18 protein-coding genes and 1 pseudogene are annotated in these 17,702 nt (G+C 40.5%); 11 read left to right on the plus strand and 8 right to left on the minus strand.

All coding sequences use genetic code 11. The features are described 5' to 3' along the window. Window positions 1-2: 2 nt before the first annotated feature. Entirely contained in the window at window positions 3-596 is a 594-nt protein-coding gene (locus tag RMA95_RS14560; RefSeq protein ID WP_311071515.1) for a GNAT family protein, read from the minus strand. 42 nt (window positions 597-638) lie between these two features. After that, window positions 639-1,274 (minus strand): FMN-binding negative transcriptional regulator, encoded by a 636-nt coding sequence (locus tag RMA95_RS14565; RefSeq protein WP_311071516.1) that lies wholly within the window; start codon window positions 1,272-1,274, stop codon window positions 639-641. 114 nt (window positions 1,275-1,388) lie between these two features. Between RMA95_RS14565 and RMA95_RS14570 the strand changes: the two genes are divergently transcribed. After that, window positions 1,389-2,879 (plus strand): PLP-dependent aminotransferase family protein, encoded by a 1,491-nt coding sequence (locus tag RMA95_RS14570; RefSeq protein ID WP_311071518.1) that lies wholly within the window; start codon window positions 1,389-1,391, stop codon window positions 2,877-2,879. Between the two features lie 7 nt (window positions 2,880-2,886). Here RMA95_RS14570 and RMA95_RS14575 read toward each other — a convergent pair whose 3' ends face one another. Both RMA95_RS14575 and RMA95_RS14580 read right to left on the minus strand, forming a co-directional pair. Next, complete coding sequence (locus tag RMA95_RS14575) at window positions 2,887-3,576, minus strand: LrgB family protein (protein ID WP_311071520.1); 690 nt, start codon at window positions 3,574-3,576, stop codon at window positions 2,887-2,889. An 11-nt stretch (window positions 3,577-3,587) separates the two neighbouring features. Next, on the minus strand, window positions 3,588-4,019 hold the full coding sequence (locus RMA95_RS14580) for a CidA/LrgA family protein (protein ID WP_311071522.1): 432 nt from the start codon (window positions 4,017-4,019) through the stop codon (window positions 3,588-3,590). Window positions 4,020-4,129: 110 nt separating this feature from the next. Between RMA95_RS14580 and RMA95_RS14585 the strand changes: the two genes are divergently transcribed. The 3 genes from RMA95_RS14585 (at window position 4,130) to yghU (ending at window position 6,677) form a co-directional block, all read left to right on the plus strand. Next, entirely contained in the window at window positions 4,130-5,035 is a 906-nt protein-coding gene (locus RMA95_RS14585) for a LysR substrate-binding domain-containing protein (protein ID WP_311071524.1), read from the plus strand. A gap of 120 nt (window positions 5,036-5,155) precedes the next feature. Continuing rightward, the gene (gene yfcF, locus RMA95_RS14590; protein ID WP_311071526.1) at window positions 5,156-5,782 is read left to right on the plus strand and encodes a glutathione transferase; all 627 of its coding nucleotides are present in this window, start codon (window positions 5,156-5,158) and stop codon (window positions 5,780-5,782) included. A gap of 34 nt (window positions 5,783-5,816) precedes the next feature. After that, the gene (gene yghU, locus RMA95_RS14595) at window positions 5,817-6,677 is read left to right on the plus strand and encodes a glutathione-dependent disulfide-bond oxidoreductase (protein ID WP_311071528.1); all 861 of its coding nucleotides are present in this window, start codon (window positions 5,817-5,819) and stop codon (window positions 6,675-6,677) included. Between the two features lie 36 nt (window positions 6,678-6,713). On the opposite strand, the gene RMA95_RS14600 is transcribed toward yghU, so the two are convergent. Continuing rightward, window positions 6,714-7,634 carry a LysR family transcriptional regulator gene (locus RMA95_RS14600; protein WP_311071530.1) on the minus strand — a complete coding sequence of 307 codons (921 nt, stop codon included), beginning with the start codon at window positions 7,632-7,634 and terminating at the stop codon, window positions 6,714-6,716. A gap of 125 nt (window positions 7,635-7,759) precedes the next feature. On the opposite strand from RMA95_RS14600, the gene RMA95_RS14605 reads away from it, so the two are divergent. The 5 genes from RMA95_RS14605 (at window position 7,760) to RMA95_RS14625 (ending at window position 13,312) form a co-directional block, all read left to right on the plus strand. Further along, window positions 7,760-8,497 (plus strand): SDR family oxidoreductase, encoded by a 738-nt coding sequence (locus tag RMA95_RS14605; RefSeq protein ID WP_311071531.1) that lies wholly within the window; start codon window positions 7,760-7,762, stop codon window positions 8,495-8,497. 236 nt (window positions 8,498-8,733) lie between these two features. Further along, window positions 8,734-9,243 (plus strand): rhodanese-like domain-containing protein, encoded by a 510-nt coding sequence (locus tag RMA95_RS14610; protein WP_005304325.1) that lies wholly within the window; start codon window positions 8,734-8,736, stop codon window positions 9,241-9,243. 18 nt (window positions 9,244-9,261) lie between these two features. Further along, window positions 9,262-10,203 carry a serine O-acetyltransferase EpsC gene (gene epsC, locus RMA95_RS14615; RefSeq protein ID WP_191013056.1) on the plus strand — a complete coding sequence of 314 codons (942 nt, stop codon included), beginning with the start codon at window positions 9,262-9,264 and terminating at the stop codon, window positions 10,201-10,203. Window positions 10,204-10,443: 240 nt separating this feature from the next. Beyond that, window positions 10,444-11,376: a family 2A encapsulin nanocompartment shell protein gene (locus RMA95_RS14620; RefSeq protein WP_001107594.1), complete on the plus strand. Its 933-nt coding sequence runs from the start codon at window positions 10,444-10,446 to the stop codon at window positions 11,374-11,376. Beyond that, entirely contained in the window at window positions 11,351-13,312 is a 1,962-nt protein-coding gene (locus tag RMA95_RS14625) for a family 2A encapsulin nanocompartment cargo protein cysteine desulfurase (protein ID WP_311071535.1), read from the plus strand. Before RMA95_RS14620 ends, RMA95_RS14625 begins: the two co-directional genes overlap by 26 nt. A gap of 651 nt (window positions 13,313-13,963) precedes the next feature. On the opposite strand, the gene RMA95_RS14630 is transcribed toward RMA95_RS14625, so the two are convergent. Next, on the minus strand, window positions 13,964-14,602 hold the full coding sequence (locus tag RMA95_RS14630; RefSeq protein ID WP_174741439.1) for a LysE family translocator: 639 nt from the start codon (window positions 14,600-14,602) through the stop codon (window positions 13,964-13,966). 91 nt (window positions 14,603-14,693) lie between these two features. Between RMA95_RS14630 and RMA95_RS14635 the strand changes: the two genes are divergently transcribed. Together RMA95_RS14635 and RMA95_RS14640 are read left to right on the plus strand one after the other, a co-directional pair. Beyond that, complete coding sequence (locus RMA95_RS14635; RefSeq protein ID WP_031960362.1) at window positions 14,694-15,629, plus strand: LysR family transcriptional regulator; 936 nt, start codon at window positions 14,694-14,696, stop codon at window positions 15,627-15,629. Window positions 15,630-15,704: 75 nt separating this feature from the next. Further along, window positions 15,705-15,825: pseudogene (locus RMA95_RS14640) on the plus strand (hypothetical protein). A gap of 50 nt (window positions 15,826-15,875) precedes the next feature. Here the strand turns inward: RMA95_RS14640 and RMA95_RS14645 are convergent. Together RMA95_RS14645 and RMA95_RS14650 are read right to left on the minus strand one after the other, a co-directional pair. Next, the gene (locus tag RMA95_RS14645) at window positions 15,876-16,742 is read right to left on the minus strand and encodes a cysteine ABC transporter substrate-binding protein (RefSeq protein ID WP_000209982.1); all 867 of its coding nucleotides are present in this window, start codon (window positions 16,740-16,742) and stop codon (window positions 15,876-15,878) included. An 82-nt stretch (window positions 16,743-16,824) separates the two neighbouring features. Then, complete coding sequence (locus RMA95_RS14650; RefSeq protein WP_005304306.1) at window positions 16,825-17,685, minus strand: transporter substrate-binding domain-containing protein; 861 nt, start codon at window positions 17,683-17,685, stop codon at window positions 16,825-16,827. Window positions 17,686-17,702 lie beyond the last annotated feature (17 nt).

The following is a 17,702-nucleotide window of genomic DNA, read 5'->3' on the forward strand; positions in this document are numbered from 1 at the left end:
TCCTAACGCGGTTTGTTCAACATCCATTCCAGATTTTGGCGTACCGCAGGCCACTCATGTTTTAAAATGCTATAAACATGGGTGTCCCGCAAAATATCATCTTTCACAATTTGATGGCTTCTGAGTACACCGTCCAACTTTGCACCCAAGCGTACAATCGCGGCTTGGCTTTGAACATTTAAAGAAGATGTGCGTAACTCAACCGCAATACAGTTTAAAGTCTCAAATGCGTGGGCCAGCAATAGCTTTTTACACTCAGTATTTACAGGTGAACGCTGTGCAGATTTTCTGTACCACGTCGAACCAATTTCTACACGGCGATGTGCTTCTTCAATATGCATTAAAGTTGTCATACCTAACGCCCGACCTGTTTTTCGGTCTTCAATATAAAATGGCAACATAGAACCAGAATTTTGTAAACCGAGACGTCGTTCAATTTCAGCAGTCATCTGTTCAGGTCTTGGCACACGGGTATACCAAAGATTATAGAGCTCCCCATCACAAACAGCCTCTGCCAGTGATTCAGCTTGAGTTAAGTCTAAGGACTTTAAAATAACGTGTTCACCTACCAACTCAACAGGTGTAGTAAAAGACATCTTTGTCTCCTCAATTGATATTAAAGTTGTATATTTTCAAAATTATTTATTTAACTCAGCCACACTATACATAGCGTCTGCTATGGTTTGATGACCAGATTTCGATAGGCCATCTGCCGCGCCCAAAATGTCTCGACGTTCTTTGTTTTGCCCAAGTTTTGATTTGCCTCGCAGCTTGGTAATTTCAATCTCAATACCTACAATGGCTTTTAACATCGGTTCAATATAGTCCCTTGGTGCATCGGACATTTTCCATGGTTCAGGTTGAGATGCTTCGTGGGTACGGGTTAAACGAGCCATAACACCACGGACGTAACGTTCATCATCTCGCATGGTTACTTTGCCATAAGCATGCACAACCCTATAGTTCCATGTCGGTACTTGTCTGTGCTGTTCATGTTTGGATGGGTACCAGTTTGGTGAAATATAAGCATCACCCGCTTGAAACACGACCAACACCTCATCTCCATTTTTAATGTCCTGCCAGACAGGATTAACTCTAGACACATGCGCATGTAGTACACCCAATTCCCCTTCGCTTGCCTGTAATTCGAATGGAAGATGATTTGCATCTAAGCCATTACTTCCATGCGTAAAAAGCACACCAAACGGATGTTCAGTAATAAGAGAATGCAATACATCCAAACGGTTTTCTGCATAATCATCTGGGATATACATGGCTAAAACCTCACTGTAAATATCAGGGTTATTTATATTTTGTGTTGTAAATTTTCTGGTTTCTGTGGTTTATTAAAAAGAACCACTTTGTATTTTTTTAAGTAGACCAGAATTATGGCAAGAATGGCAAAAGTTGTTGAACTTCCGTCGATTGCAAAGATTAATAAAAGCCAAGGAAAGATAAGTGCTCAACTAACCCAAGCTTTGCGTGAAGCTGTACAAAGTGGTGATTTACAGCCTGGCGATCCGTTGCCTTCTTCACGAGAACTGGCTCAAACACTCGGAGTCGCTCGCGGAACGATTATCGAAGCTTACGATCAGCTTTTAGCTGAAGGTGTGTTTGACTCTCAAGCACGAACGGGCACCTATGTGTCTCATGCTTTAGCTAAAAAAACTACACCGCAACATTCTCAAAAAGAGACCACACCTAACTCAATCCCTTTGACGAAGTCGGCACTCTCCTATGCTCAAGTGCTTAAAGAGTTTAAGCCGCTTCCTCATGCCCCTTTTGCAGTATCTGTTCCCATTGCCCGCACCAAACCGAGCGACATCTGGCGTAAGTTTGGTAATAAATTTAGATCTCGAGGTGCAGGTGCTCCTTCGGGTTATGGCGAGCCTCAAGGCGTGCTATCACTAAGAGTTGCTATAGCCGACTATGTACGTCGATCACGCTCTGTCCACTGTGAACCTGAACAAATCGTGATTACACCCGGCATTCAGCAATCACTTTATATTTGCAGCCAGATTTTATTTGAAGCAAAAGATGAAGTTTGGATTGAAGATCCAGCTTATCGCGGTACAACAGCCATTTTTGAACATGCTGTACAAAACATTCGGATGGTGCGTGTTCCTGTCGATGAAGAAGGAATTCAGGTTGAAACCGGAATTAAGCTTTCTAAACATGCGCGCGCTGCTTTTGTGACACCATCTCACCAATATCCACTGGGTATGCCGATGAGTCTAGCAAGACGCACAGCTTTATTGGCTTGGGCAAAACAGCAAAATGCATGGATCATTGAAGATGACTATGACAGTGAACTCCGTTATAACGGTCAACCCTTTCCATCTTTACAAGGTATGGCACCTGACCAAGTGATTTATCTTGGGACTTTCAGTAAAGTCCTATTTCCGTCTCTTAGACTTGGCTATGCCGTGTTGCCTAAAGAACTGGTAGCTCCTTTTTGTGGGCTCAGAGTCTTAATTGATCGACACCCACCGGCTGCCGACCAGCATGTTTTGGCTGCTTTTATTCAAGAAGGCTATTTAGAGCGGCATATCCGACGGACTCGGAATGTCTATGCGGAAGTCCGTGAATACATTATTGGCTTGATTGAAAAATACATACCTCAAGAACTAGCTTGGTTACAGCCAGGCGATCAAGGCATGCATATGGTGTTATGGCTTGCTCACCATATTAATGACATTGAAGTTGCAAGCTCGGCAGTCGATGCAGGCATTGCCATTAAAGCAATTTCACCGACATTTTCAAAAGAACAACAACGTCCGGGGTTAATTGTTGGCTTAGGCGATTTTGAACCCGAACTGATGAGACAAGCCATCAAAAAACTATCAAAGATTATTCAACAACATGACAAGCCGACTTAGACAAGGCCTACAACAGCAACCATAAATGAATGGCAAATGGCCCAATCAGTACCATTAAAATACCAGCAATAACCATGGTCAAACTGGCAATTACACCTTCTTCACTATTGCGCTGCTGTGCTCTAACTGTACCAAAACCATGCGCTGCATTGCCGAAGGCTGCCCCATTTGCCACATTAGAACGGATTTTAGTAATCGCTAAAATTGCATCACCGCAAATCATACCGACCAAACCAGTAATGACCGTAAATAGTGAAACTAATGTTGCCGAACCGTGAATATCTTCCGCTAAAATCATGGCAAATGGTGTTGAAATAGAACGGGCCATCAAACTGTTGGTGACTTCAGGGCTAAAGTGAAACCACTGGGCCATTTCATAGGCAGACATCACACCTACACTCATCCCCACAATAATCGCAATCGAAAGGACCCCAAGGTTTTTACGAATCGTTTCCCGATAACGATAAATCGGTACAGCAAACGCAACCGTTGCAGGCCCTAATAAATTAACAATCCACTGCGTATCTTCTGCATAAGTTTGATAGGAAATTCCAAAAATCGTCATCAAAATAATGGTGAGTACAGGCACGCTAATCGCGGGTGATAACCAAAGTTTTGGTTTTTTTTGATAGATCCGCTTTGCCACAACATAGGCTGCCAAAGTCCAGATCAGACAAAGAATTGACCAAATATTCATGTCATTTTCTCTTAGATATGCTTATGTTGAAGACGTTTTCGAGCCTGTAAATAAACTTTCAAACGATTGTAAAAGTGAATCGTCAGGCAGGTACTGAGCATGACCGAAATGGTCCCAACCGCAATGCTCAAGACAATTTGCCAGCCTTCGGTCATAAACAAAGTTTTATACTGCACTACAGCGACAACAACGGGCACGAAAAACAGCAACAGTTCACCTAAAACAACGGTTGCTCCCATTGCCACCTGATCCATTTTGATAATTTTAAAGAACAGGCATAAAAGCAATAAAAACATACCTAAAATGCCTGCCGATACAGGCACACCGAGTTTTTGATGTAAGAGATATCCGACCCACCAAAAACCAGCCAAAATCAAAATTTGTTTAACTAAAACTAAAAATGAAGGTTGTGTGGGTGTTCCAGAAGCAGATTCAGTACTCATTTTGCGAAATTAAATGGTTAACTACACCATTATGCTATCTTGGTTAAAGCTGCTAAATATGAATTATTCATGTTAATATTATTCTAAAATGGAATAGTCTATTCTTTATTATGCTTTCACTAAAATCATTACAGTGCTTCGTTACACTGGTAAAAACTAAAAGTTTTACCCGTACTGCTGAAGAGTTGTATCTGACTCAACCAACTATTAGTAAAATATTACAGCAGCTTGAAGAGCAGCTTCAGGTACAGCTTTTGGTTAAACCTGATCATGGACGAAAAAGACAAATTGAACTAACTGAAATTGGAGAACGCATTTATCAACATGCGATCGAGCTTCTTCAGGCAGAACAGAACATCTTTCTTGAAATTGAAAACTACCAACAATTAAAAACAGGAACTTTAAAACTTGGCGTTCCGCCTTTAGGTTCGCAGCTTCTAACCACTGTCCTATTTGATTATCATCAACAATTACCAGATATTGAATTGGCTTTTATGGAAGTGGGTTCACGTGGTATTGAACAAGCCTTACTCAATAACGAGTTAGACGTTGGCGTTTTATTGCAGCCCTTTGATACGCAAATTTTCAATAGCATTGAGCTATGTAACTACCCTTTAATGGTTCTTTTACGTCGGGATGCGACTTGGGCAACACGCAAAAAAATAAATCTAGAAGAGCTACAACACCAATCATTTTTAATGTTTCCTGAAAATTTCTCTTTAAACAGTATTATTCTCGATGCCTGTAAGCAACATGGTTTTTACCCAACCATTGCTTGCCGTACCAGCCAATGGCACCTCTTGGCAGATATGGTGCTACAACGTATGGGGATTGCGCTTCTCCCACAGTATTATACCGACATGCTTGACCCGACTTTATTTGCAGCAGTGCCACTCGAGAAACCAAATATTCAGTGGCATTTAGTGATGGCTTGGAAAAAGAATCTTCCTGTCTCACCAGCAGTACAGGCGTGGCTGAACATTGTTCGTCAACATTTTCAGCACATTAAGCCCTGACGTTGAACACAGAAATGGCTTAATTCAAAAACCGATAAAGCTTTTCCACAAAAAAGCTACCCAATCTTGGATCAGCTCACTTAGACTAGATCCGATTGTTTTATGACATGGACAATAACAATGAATAATGAACATTTTAAGCTGTACACAGATTCACAATTTCTAAGCCCCTACGCGTTTACAGTTTTTGTAGGGCTACATGAAAAACAGATTCCATTTGAAATAGCGACCATCAACTTAGGCCAGCAAGGCCAGTTTGAAAAATCTTATGTAGCAAAGTCACTAACTGCCAAAGTGCCTGTACTTGAGCACAATGATTTTGCCTTATCAGAATCATCTGCCATTTTGGAATATCTTGAAGAGCTTTATCCAAACACATCTATTTACCCAAAAGATATTCAAGCATGCGCAAGAGCAAGACAAATTCAGGCATGGCTCCGATCAGACTTAGTTTCACTAAGAACTGAACGACCAACCGATGTTATTTTTATTCAGCCCAAGTCCACTCCACTTTCAGAAGAAGGCAAAAAAGCTGCGGAGAAACTTTTCTTTGTTGCAGAAAAACTTCTTGCGTCTGATGCCGAATTTCTTTTTGGTTCATGGAGCATTGTGGATGCTGAACTTGCCCTGATGTTGCAACGCCTTATTCAAAATGGTGATGCTGTACCAGAACGTTTAAAAAACTATGCATTACAGCAATGGCAACGTCCGACCGTACAAAAATGGCTTGCCTTGCGACATAAATAAATCCTTATATTTACACCAAACATGAGATAAAAAAATGAGCGATTCAAACTATATTCCTCCACAAGTTTGGCAATGGACTGGAGAAAAAACCGATTTAAACCAACCTACCTCAGGTGCGCGTTACGAGCATACACTTCCAGTAGGAAAACATCCGCTCCAGCTCTATTCTTTAGCAACGCCTAATGGTCAAAAAGTCACTATTTTATTAGAAGAGCTTTTAGCTCTAGGACACCAAGATGCTGAATATGATGCATGGCTGATTAAAATCGGTGAAGGTCAGCAATTTGGCAGTGGCTTTGTAGAAATTAATCCAAACTCTAAAATTCCAGCATTGGTTGACCATAGCCAAAACCCACCATTAAGAGTGTTTGAATCTGGCTCAATTTTGCTTTACTTGGCTGAAAAGTTTAAAGCTTTTATTCCAACTGATATTGCTGCACGTACTGAATGCCTTAATTGGTTATTCTGGCAAATGGGCAGCGCACCTTACCTAGGTGGCGGTTTCGGGCATTTTTATGCTTATGCACCCATTAAAATTGAATATGCGGTTAACCGCTTTGCCTTGGAAACAAAACGATTGCTTGATGTGTTAGATAAGCATCTAGCAAAGCATGAATATTTGGCTGGTTCTGAATATAGCATCGCTGATATTGCAGCATTCCCTTGGTATGGCGGTCTTGTTAAAAACTGGGTATATAACGGCGCGGAGTTTTTAGGTGTCGATCAATATAAAAATGTTCAACGTTGGGCAAATGCGATTTTAGCGCGCCCTGCAGTTCAACGTGGCCGTATGGTCAACCGTACCTTTGGTGATTTAGCTACGCAGTTGCATGAACGCCATGATGCAAGTGATTTTGAGACCAAGACTCAAGATAAATTGCAGAATCAGTCTTAAAATATCATTCAGTTTTTGACTTACCCGCAAGATATTTCATTTTTGCGGGTATTCAAAGTTGACAAAATAGTCCGTATATAACTCACTCAGCCAAGCAACAAAAACTCGTACGCGTGGCGAGAGCTGCCGATGCTGCGGATATAAAGCAGAAACTGACATCTTCGGGGTTTCCCACTCAGATAAAACCTCAACTAATCGCCCATTTTTTAATTCATTTGCCACATGGTAGCGCGGTACTTGAATTAAGCCAGCCCCTTGTAAGGCAGATAATACATAGTTTTCAGCGTCATTTACCGCGATCCAACTTTTCAAAAAATAATATTGTTTTTTACCATTCACCATTAATTCAAATGGATAATTTCGCCCGCCTGATGTCGAGAAGAAATTGACACCATAATGTGATAACAAATCCTCTGGTTGCTGTGGTGTTCCATGTTTATTTAGATAGTCAGGACTCGCACAAATCACTTGTGGCATATCCACCAAATGTCTAGCAATTAAAGTGGAATCATCCAAACGTCCTGCTCTCACCACACAGTCTATCCCTTCCCTAATCAGATCAACCAAGCGATCTCCTGTACTAATTACAAGTTCAATATCGGGATATAACTCGTGAAATTGATCGATATTGGGTAAAACAATTTTAGTCGCATGTGCGCCTGATAAATCGACACGTAGTAAACCTCGGGGCTGTGCAATTACATTGCGTAAAGATGATTCGGCATCATCGAGTTCCGATAATATTTGTGTACAACGCTCATAAAATGCTTGTCCATCTAGTGATGGTCTTACATGCCGAGTCGTCCGTTCTAGCAAACGGCACTGTAAATTATTCTCTAACTCTTTAATGGCATTACTTGCTGTAGCGCGTGGGATATTTAGCTGATCGGCTGCCTGACTAAAACTACCCAGCTCTACGATGCGGGTAAAAAGTTGCAAGGTATCAAATTTATCCATAGTGCTCTCTTTTAACCCTATCTATTATTAATAAATATGGAATTATCTTATCCAATTATGAAGATTTATCCCATATTCCGATATTATTAAAATAAGCCATAGCTATTCAAACAGGCAATCTAAAAATGAATATTTCAAGAAAAACAGCTCTTGTTACTGGTGCTTCACGCGGTATTGGTCGTGCTATTGCAGAACGTTTAGCTCAAGATGGCTTTTATGTGATTGTTAACTATGCGGGCAATAAGGTGCATGCCCAAGCCACTGTAGATCATATTATTGAGCAAGGTGGTCAAGCCTCTGATATTCAAGCGGACGTCTCAAATGAACATGAAGTGAGTCGTTTGTTTCAAGAAGCTAAAGCCATTAACGGTCAATTAGATGTTGTGGTTCATAGCGCAGGTATTATGCCTATGGCAAAAATTACACCTGAAAGTCTGCCAGATTTCGATAAAGTAATTCATACCAATTTACGTGGTGCTTTTTTAATATTGGCGCATGCGGCCGAAACAGTTCCAGATGGTGGCCGAATTATTACGCTTTCAACCAGTGTAATTGCTAAATCTTTTCCGGCATATGGTCCCTATATTGCGTCAAAAGCAGGTGTAGAAGGTTTGGTCCATGTGTTAGCAAATGAGTTACGCGGCCGAAATATTACTGTGAATGCCGTTGCGCCCGGCCCGACAGGTACTGACCTTTTTTACAATGGAAAAACTGAAGAGCAAGTAGCAGCTATTGCAAAACTTGCCCCATTGGAAAGAATCGGAACACCTGAAGAAATTGCCAGTGTAGTTGCCATGCTAGCTGGCCCAGATGGACGTTGGGTAAATTCACAAGTCATTCGAGTAAATGGTGGATTTTCTTAATGTTTAAAACCATATGGATTATTTTAATCCATATGGTTTTTACCAAATGTTAAAATCCATTAAACATATTATTAGAAGAACTTTATAATATTAATTAATACGGTTTTATATAAAATATTTAGCTTGCTTATTTATTAAAAAAATATATATAAATAGATATTACTTATTTTTGCTTATATTTAAAAACGCGTAAATTGAACAATAACAATCTGAATCGAAGATAAGGAATTATTTAAATGAATGCCAAATTAAATACAGAAAACCCATCTGGTTTTATCTCTTCGAGTTCTAATACATCTTTGTCAAAAGACACTATTCTGAGTAAAGCACAGCAATACGCACAGGACCATGAACTTAATTTTAGTGGCAGTTTATCACCTACTGATGCATGGCAGCTCGTACAACAAGGCGAAGCTGTTTTAGTTGATGTGCGTACCAATGAAGAACGTAAATTTGTGGGTTATGTCCCTGAAAGTGTTCATGTCGCTTGGGCAACAGGCACATCTTTTAACCGTAATCCACGCTTTTTAAAAGAACTCGAATCAAAAGTTGGTAAAGACAAAACCATTCTTTTGTTATGTCGTAGTGGCAACCGCTCAGCACAAGCTGCCGAGGCCGCATTTAATGCTGGTTTTGAGCACATTTATAACGTTCTTGAAGGCTTCGAAGGCGATCTAAATGATCAGCAACAGCGTAATCAGAAAAATGGCTGGCGCATCCATCAACTTCCTTGGCAACAAGACTAATACTTTAATCAATTTTCAGTGAATCAAGGAAAGCTTGTGACTCAATGGAACATTAATGCGGTTGTACAAGGTTTACAACAAGCAAGGCATGACTGGCGTCAGCAACAGCACAGAACAAAAGAATTTGGGGGCCGCGAACTTCCATCTAAAGAAGCTTTAAAGGCCATTTTAGATGACCTATGTGGGATTTTATTTCCAATGCGTTTAGGCCCTGCCGACTTACGTCAAGAAACTGAAGACTCCTATATTGCCTATACTTTAAATCGGGTACTCACAGCCTTACATGCTCAAGTACAACTGGCTTTAAATTATGAAGCAAAACGTCATTTGAGTCATTCGAACACGGTCCAACAACCAGACGAACTCGCTCAAAATATTGTGCAGGATTTTGCCAACACTTTGCCCTCTATACGACGTCTTTTAGACGGCGATGTGCGTGCTGCTTATGAAGGCGATCCGGCGGCACATAGTGTGGATGAAGTATTACTTTGCTATCCGGGCATATTTGCGATTATTCATCATCGAATAGCGCATCAACTCTATGCCCAAGTGCCTTTATTGTCTCGCATTATTTCCGAGTTAGCGCATTCTGCGACGGGTATTGATATTCATCCGGGTGCAAAAATCGGTAAAGGATTCTTCATCGATCATGGTACAGGTGTGGTGATTGGTGAAACTAGCGTTATTGGGGAACGTGTCCGTATTTATCAGGCAGTAACCCTTGGAGCGAAACGATTTGAAACCAATGATGATGGTGGTTTGAAAAAAGACTATACACGCCATCCAATTGTTGAAGATGACGTAGTGATCTATGCAGGTGCCACTATCTTAGGCCGTATTACTATTGGTCGAGGGTCCATTATTGGGGGAAATGTTTGGCTAACACATAGTGTGGCCGCAGGTAGCCAGATTTTACAGTCACCGAATGAGTCTTATCAAAAAAATCATATTGCCAGTTAAAAACTATAGATGTGAAATAAATAGATAAGGAGATGAATAAACAAAAAACTTATGTATTAATTAAATGCTTATTTCTAGTTTAAATATATTTTTATTTAAAAAATAGATAACTCATTAATAAGCTCAGTATTTAAAAAATTTATAACGCGACTTTAATTTTAAAACCAGAACTAATTCTAGTTTATATGCATCCTAGAATTTTTATTTTCAAAAAGCCAATGTAATAAGGAAAAATGATTCATGGCGAAAAATACAGACAAAGCCCAACTTGCACTTGGGGATCACGCAGCGCGTCAACTAGCCAATGCGACCAAGACAGCTCCCCAACTTTCCACGATTACTCCCCGATGGCTGACTCACTTACTTCAATGGATTCCTGTTGAAGCAGGTATTTATCGCTTAAACCGTGTAAATAATACCGATGATATTCAAGTCGCTTGCACCCAACGTGATGAAGCAACTTTACCTCAAACTTTTGTTGATTATGACCCAGAGCCACGTGAATACTTTTTAAATGGTGTATCTACTGTTTTAGATGTGCATACACGTGTTGCTGACCTTTACAGCAGCCCACACGACCAAATTAAAGAACAGCTCCGCTTAACGATTGAAACCATTAAAGAACGTCAAGAAAGTGAGCTTATCAATAACCCTGAATATGGTTTACTGGCAAGTGTGACAGATGACCAACGTATTTCAACTTTAAATGGCCCACCTACTCCAGATGATCTTGATGATTTGTTACGTAAAGTCTGGAAAGAACCAGGATTTTTCCTAGCACACCCTGATGCGATTGCAGCATTTGGACGTGAATGTACACGCCGTGGTGTACCGCCTCCAACGGTTAGCTTATTTGGTTCGCAATTCATTACATGGCGCGGTATTCCACTTATTCCATCAAATAAAATTCCTGTAGAAGATGGCAAAACTAAAATCTTGCTGCTTCGTGTAGGTGAAAAACGTCAAGGGATTGTTGGTTTATTCCAACCAGGCCTTGCTGGTGAACAGTCACCAGGGCTTTCAGTACGCTTTATGGGCATCAACCGTAACGCGATTGCGTCGTATCTAATCTCATTATATTGCTCACTTGCAGTACTCACTGATGATGCGTTGGCAGTATTAGATGATGTGGAGGTGGACAAATATCATGACTACCCAGTTAACTACAAGTAATCTGCAAGGTAGTCCAACGGGGCCTGAAGTGACTGGTGTTAACCCACCAGCCAACTTCCCTGATGAGTCCACCATTGCTCGACTTGCTAATGAGTTTTTTTCAGCATTACCAAGCTCAAGCAGTTCAGCTTCTCCATCGGGCCTTAACTTGGACTTACCTGTCGGAGCACCACCTCACCCACCGCAACCGGGTGAACCATTTTCTGCACTCAGTGGTCGTGCGCCCAATATCGCGTTCCAGAAAAGTCTTAATCCGGAATATCCTGAGCATATTCCAAATTTGCCAGACTACCCTGAACGTCGAATTGTAGCGTCTGCGCCTGTGGTTGGTGGAGCTAATTTGCCACGCCCACCATTTGAACCACATTTGCCACAAAGTGCTCATAGTGAACCCAATGTGCCACGCATTGAACCAAACTTACCTACTGGTGCAGGTGAATCACCTTATTATTTTTTAAATGATTTTTCTGCTCCAAATGCAGCAGAGCCATCTGTTAAAGGTGTTGAAGATAATTATTCGGTTGCACAGTCTTTTCAATTGCCACATGGTGACCAGCTGAAATCATTGCTGACGGAAGATCGTTTTGCAACGAACACGCCTCCCCAAAGTTCGGCAAGCTCTGCATTTTATTTTTTAGACTTGCCTCAAAGTGGACAAAGTTATAGTCACTATCAACCATCGCAACCCTCTTTTGTAGCAAGTAGTGCTCAACCACTCGATGTACATGCTATACGTCGCGACTTCCCAATTTTACAGGAACGCGTCAATGGCCGCCCTCTAGTTTGGTTGGATAATGCTGCCACTACACAAAAACCGCAGCACGTGATTGATCGAATTGCTTATTTTTATCAGCATGAAAACTCAAATATTCACCGTGCTGCACATGAGTTAGCGGCTCGTGCAACCGACGCCTATGAGCATGCAAGAAATGTAGTTGCCCGTTTTATTGGTGCACCCTCTTCTAAAGAAATTATCTTTGTTCGAGGAACAACCGAAGGCATTAACCTGATTGCAAAAACATGGGGTGAGCAAAATATTGGTGAAGGTGATGAAATTATCGTTTCTCACTTAGAACACCATGCCAATATTGTGCCTTGGTATCAACTCACTAAAAAAACTGGAGCAAAATTAAGAGTCATTCCTGTGGATGACACGGGCCAGATTATTTTAGAAGAGTTGCCAAGACTGATTAATGAACGCACTAAACTGCTGTCGATTACTCAAGTTTCGAATGCTTTGGGTACAGTCACACCTGTTGCTGAAGTCATTAAAATTGCCCATGCCAAAGGTGTACGTGTTTTAGTTGATGGTGCTCAATCTGTTTCGCACATCCCTACCGATGTACAAGCCCTTGATGCAGACTTTTTTGTGTTTTCTGGACATAAAGTGTTTGGTCCAACGGGCATTGGCGCGGTCTATGCAAAACCAGAGTTGCTAGAAAGCATGCCTGTTTGGGAAGGCGGCGGTAACATGATTCAGGATGTTACCTTCGAACAAGTAGTTTACCAACCTGCACCAAACAAGTTTGAAGCTGGAACTGGAAACATTGCCGATGCAGTTGGTTTAGGCGCTGCGCTTGAATATGTCGAAAGTCTAGGTATTCATAACATTGCTCGCTATGAACATGATCTACTCGAATATGGTCAAAATGCGCTGAGTAGTGTGTCAGGTTTACGTTTGATCGGAACGGCACATCACAAAGCCAGTGTTATGTCCTTTACCTTACAAGGCTATTCAACTGAACAAGTCGGTAAAGCTTTAAATCAACATGGTATTGCCGTACGTTCTGGCCATCACTGTGCACAGCCAATTTTACGTCGTTTTGGTGTAGAACAAACCGTGCGTCCGTCTTTGGCTTTTTATAATACGACTGAAGAAATTGATTTATTGGTGTCGGTGTTACATCAACTGACGCGTAATAGGCGTAGTAATTAAATCTATTTCTAGACTAGAAAAGACTGCTTTTGAGTGGTCTTTTTTTTATAATTAATTTGCGATTATTAAAATTCAATTTTTCTATGAGGAAACTATTAAAAGTGAAATAGTCCTAGCACTACATTTACTCGAGCAAAAGTCGTCTGCAACCTGCGTAGCATCAAAAAGATTCTGTTTCTGAGAAATACTAGTTAAATGAAATAAGTCGACAGGTTTTGCAGATGACAATGCTTTTGCTCTTACGAAGCTTTAGACGCTTCTCAGAGCGAAACCAAAGTAAGTCCAGCCGAAGGCGACTGAAGAAATTAAAACTTTAAGCGATAATACTCTGTCGTGCTATGCAATAGTTCGCAGATGACTTTAGGTTGAGCTAAAAATTATTAGTGGTTATCACGGCGGAGTCTTACCGTTTTACTCCAAAGAAAGTAGCTAATTCCATTACTTTTTTAAAAAAGTAACCAAAAACTTTCTCATCCACAGAACCTGTTCTCTGTTTTCATTTTTCAAAAAATATTGCAAATACATTATCTTTATAAATTATGGGCAGGCTGTGGATGAAATTTAGCACGAGCAAATACTGGTACGAACGCCGTAAAAACTATATACAATCTAAAATCGTACTTCTGCACCCCCATTAAATACTCACGGCAATTAAACAAATAATCCCCAAATCAATCTCAATGCAATCCCAATTAATAAAACTCCCATTACCCGCTCAAAATAAACCCCAAACTCTAAAAATCTTTTACGTACAATAGGCTGAGCAAACAGTACACTCACCACCATAAACCAAATGGCATTGACCATACACATCCAAATCCCATAAAAAACCTGAACTTTCATCGGAGTGGTCGTACTTACAATCGTCGTAAAAATTGCCAGAAAAAAGATAGTGGCTTTGGGGTTTAACGCATTGGTAAGAAAACCCATTGTAAAAGCTTTAAATAAACTCGGTGTATCACTGTCTGCTTGGCCATTAATCTCAATATTGGTATTCGGCTGGCTACGTAAACACTGCCACCCTAAATACACTAAGTAAGCTGCCCCCGCTGTTCTGATAAGTGACATCAGCCATTCACTTTGCTGAATTAAAAAGCCAATACCAACAAGTGTATAAAACACATGGACTGAAATCCCGACACCAATACCAATTGCGGTTAGACAACCAATCAAATAGCCATAACGAACACTTTGTCTTACCGTAATCACAAAATCTGGTCCCGGTAAAATCACCGCCATAAAGTGAATAAGAGCTAGCGTTAAAAACTCATGTCCATACAACTGCCACATAACAATTTAGTTTCCTGAAAATCACCTAAAAGATTGTATTGCGATTTTTTAAACGCGATAATCCAATCAAAATCCAAATAACTTTTGCCTCATGAGCACAAATCAAAGTCTGGTTCTGTTAAATGAAATGGCGACTTTCGTTAAGGTTGTCGAGTCGGAAAGTTTTTCTGAAACGGCCCGCCAGCTTGGTACAACACCTTCTGCTGTTAGTCGTGCGATTGCCCGTTTAGAACGTGCTTTAGGCACCCGCTTACTCTATCGGACCACACGGAAACTTCGTTTAAGTGAAAGCGGACAACAGGTTTATCAACGTTGCTTAGATATGGTGAATGCGGCACAAGCAGTCATGGAAAGTTCGGGCCAATTTCATGTCGAGCCAGAAGGTATTATTCGTATGAGTGTTCCGAAAGCTGTGGGGCATTTTATGATTCATCCGCATTTACCCGAGTTTTTAGAACGCTACCCGAAAATTGATATACAAATGCTTTTAGAAGATCGTTATGTAGATCTAATTGATGATGGAGTCGATTTAGCACTTCGAATTACAGAGCAACCACCAGGTGGCCTTATGGGTCGAAAACTCATTGATATTGATCACTTGGTTTGTGCTACGCCTGAATATTTGGCAAAGCATGGCACTCCGAACCACCCTCATGATTTAAAGCAGCATGAATGTATTTACTTGGGCGAACAAGCCAGTGACTCAAAATGGAAATTTCAGCAAGGAAACAAATCGATCAGTGTGGCTGTGCGTGGGCGTTATGCAGCAAACCATACAGGTGTGCGTTTGAGTGCCGCATTACAGCATTTAGGTATTGCGAGCTTACCTTACTTCGTTGCACGCCATGCTCTACAACAAGGTACCTTAGTTCAGGTTTTACCCGACTGGTATTTTAAAACTTATTATAGTGGCGGGCTGTGGTTACTATACCCACCGACACGGCATGTCCCACCTAAATTGAGTGTGTTAATTCAATATTTGGCTGATAAATTAGCAGCAGAGCCAACTTTATTTAAGTTAAAGTAATATATAGTCAAGGAATTAGCACGATGGAATCCTACCTTTTACCTCTAAAGCAAGCAGCTAATACTGTTACTTTTTTTGAAAAAAGTAACCAAAAAACTTTCTCATCTACAGAACCTGACCACTGTTTCCATCTATAAAAAAATATTACAAAAACATTATCTTTATAAATTATGGGCAGGCTGTAGATGAATCTTAGCTCGAGTAAATACTATCTAGAGTTCTAATCTTTAGAGGTTATTAGCACGATTACTCAACCAATAGATCTTTTGGATTAATCGTATCGCCATAGACTGGTTTTAACGTTTTTTCATAAGCCTGATGAATCACGCCTTCTTTCGCCAGTTTCTCTAAATCTTGGTTCAACCAGTCCAATAATTCTTTATCACCCTTTTTCACTGCTGGTGCAATTAAGTCCTGCTCACCTAAATTGGTAATGCCAACAGTGTAATTTGGATTTTCTTTAGCCCAAGCTAAAACCAGCAAGTTATCATGTGCAAGCGCAGCACCACGACCATCTTTTAAAGCATCAAAAGTTTCAGTGTTTTGCTCATACTTTTGTAGTTTAATTTCAGGATGAGTCTTGGTGAAGAATGAATCAGCCGTTGTACCTTTGTTTACCAACAAAGTTTTATCTTTAAGTTGAGCAACATCGGTAATCGGATGACTTTTTGGAGAAACCACACCTAGTGCCACTTTTAAATAAGGTTTAGCAAAATCGACCACTTCTTTACGTTCTGGTGTAACAGTAAAGTTGGCAAAAATAATATCTACTTTATTGGCTTTTAAATATTCGACACGGTTAGCCGCTTCAGTTAAAACAAACTCAACTTTGTTTTCATCGCCCAGCAGATCTTTCGCAACATGCTTAGCAATTTCTACATCAAAGCCTTGGTTTTTACCTTGAGCATCTAAATATCCAAACGGCGGTTTATCACTAAATACGCCAATTCGTACCACCCCATTCTTTTTGATCTGTTCAATACTTGACGTAGTTTGTGTGGTATCTGCCGTTTTTTCAGTAGACTGAGTTCCTTTGTCACATGCAACTAAACCTAAACTCAGTAAAGACGCAGCTAAAATATGCTTCACGTTTTGAAATGTTAATGTTGTCATTATTTCACCCTATCGTTCTTGTAAAAGTCTTATTTAAAATCGCAGCGCCTACTGCTAGACACTGCCTCAGCGATATCGAAAATTATTGGCCCACATCTAAAAACACATTCGGATTGACCGAGTCACCGTAAATTGGCTTCAAGGTTTCATCATAAATTTTATTAATTTCACCACTTGTTCTTAGCTGCTTAATTTCAGTATTGAGCCAATTCAATAATTGGGTATTGCCCTTTTTAACTGCTGGTGCAATAAACTCTTGATCACCAATAGACTGAATACCCGCCACATAACTTGGGTTCTTCGCGGCCCATGCCAAAGCATATGTACTATCTTGTGAAATCGCGTCACCACGACCGTCAGTTAAGGCTTTGAAGGCATCTGAGTTTCTTTCAAACTTGAGTAAATTCACTTTCGGATAATGCTTGGTAAAGTAGGTATCTGAACTTGTGCCTTTATTTACAATTAAGGTCTTACCTTCTAATTGGGCAATGTCAGTAATCGGTTTGGCTTTAGGCGAAACAATACCAAAAGCACCTTTTAAATAAGGTTCAGCAAAATCTACAACTTCCTTACGTTCTGGCGTTACCGTAAATGTCGCGAATACAACATCGGCACGATTTGATTTTAAAAACTCCACCCGATTTGAAGCTTCAGTCACAATAAACTCAACTTTCTTTTCATCACCGAGCAAATCTTTAGTCACCCGTTTTGCTAAAGCCACATCAAAGCCCTGATTATTCCCCGCACTGTCTACATAACCAAACGGCGGATCATCGGCAAAAACGGCAACGCGTAGAACCCCATTTTTTTTGACTTGCTCTAAAGAATGGTCTTCTTGAGCATTACTTGCCTGTTCAGTTGATGGCGTTTTACTACATGCAGTTAACAACACCCCAGCAACGGCAAGACTGCTTAATATTTTTATTGAATTACGTTTAAACATTCACTTCCTCATGATTC

This window comes from Acinetobacter sp. V110_1 (assembly GCF_031798975.1).
Taxonomy (GTDB): Bacteria; Pseudomonadota; Gammaproteobacteria; order Pseudomonadales; family Moraxellaceae; genus Acinetobacter; species Acinetobacter nosocomialis_A.

Coding starts and splice junctions, on each gene's coding strand:
- RMA95_RS14560 (WP_311071515.1), bottom strand. CDS start 596: ATGTCTTTTACTACACCTGTTGAGTTGGTAGGTGAACACGTTATTTTA.
- RMA95_RS14565 (WP_311071516.1), bottom strand. CDS start 1,274: ATGTATATCCCAGATGATTATGCAGAAAACCGTTTGGATGTATTGCAT.
- RMA95_RS14570 (WP_311071518.1), top strand. CDS start 1,389: ATGGCAAGAATGGCAAAAGTTGTTGAACTTCCGTCGATTGCAAAGATT.
- RMA95_RS14575 (WP_311071520.1), bottom strand. CDS start 3,576: ATGAATATTTGGTCAATTCTTTGTCTGATCTGGACTTTGGCAGCCTAT.
- RMA95_RS14580 (WP_311071522.1), bottom strand. CDS start 4,019: ATGAGTACTGAATCTGCTTCTGGAACACCCACACAACCTTCATTTTTA.
- RMA95_RS14585 (WP_311071524.1), top strand. CDS start 4,130: ATGCTTTCACTAAAATCATTACAGTGCTTCGTTACACTGGTAAAAACT.
- yfcF (WP_311071526.1), top strand. CDS start 5,156: ATGAATAATGAACATTTTAAGCTGTACACAGATTCACAATTTCTAAGC.
- yghU (WP_311071528.1), top strand. CDS start 5,817: ATGAGCGATTCAAACTATATTCCTCCACAAGTTTGGCAATGGACTGGA.
- RMA95_RS14600 (WP_311071530.1), bottom strand. CDS start 7,634: ATGGATAAATTTGATACCTTGCAACTTTTTACCCGCATCGTAGAGCTG.
- RMA95_RS14605 (WP_311071531.1), top strand. CDS start 7,760: ATGAATATTTCAAGAAAAACAGCTCTTGTTACTGGTGCTTCACGCGGT.
- RMA95_RS14610 (WP_005304325.1), top strand. CDS start 8,734: ATGAATGCCAAATTAAATACAGAAAACCCATCTGGTTTTATCTCTTCG.
- RMA95_RS14620 (WP_001107594.1), top strand. CDS start 10,444: ATGGCGAAAAATACAGACAAAGCCCAACTTGCACTTGGGGATCACGCA.
- RMA95_RS14625 (WP_311071535.1), top strand. CDS start 11,351: ATGACTACCCAGTTAACTACAAGTAATCTGCAAGGTAGTCCAACGGGG.
- RMA95_RS14630 (WP_174741439.1), bottom strand. CDS start 14,602: ATGTGGCAGTTGTATGGACATGAGTTTTTAACGCTAGCTCTTATTCAC.
- RMA95_RS14635 (WP_031960362.1), top strand. CDS start 14,694: ATGAGCACAAATCAAAGTCTGGTTCTGTTAAATGAAATGGCGACTTTC.
- RMA95_RS14645 (WP_000209982.1), bottom strand. CDS start 16,742: ATGACAACATTAACATTTCAAAACGTGAAGCATATTTTAGCTGCGTCT.
- RMA95_RS14650 (WP_005304306.1), bottom strand. CDS start 17,685: ATGTTTAAACGTAATTCAATAAAAATATTAAGCAGTCTTGCCGTTGCT.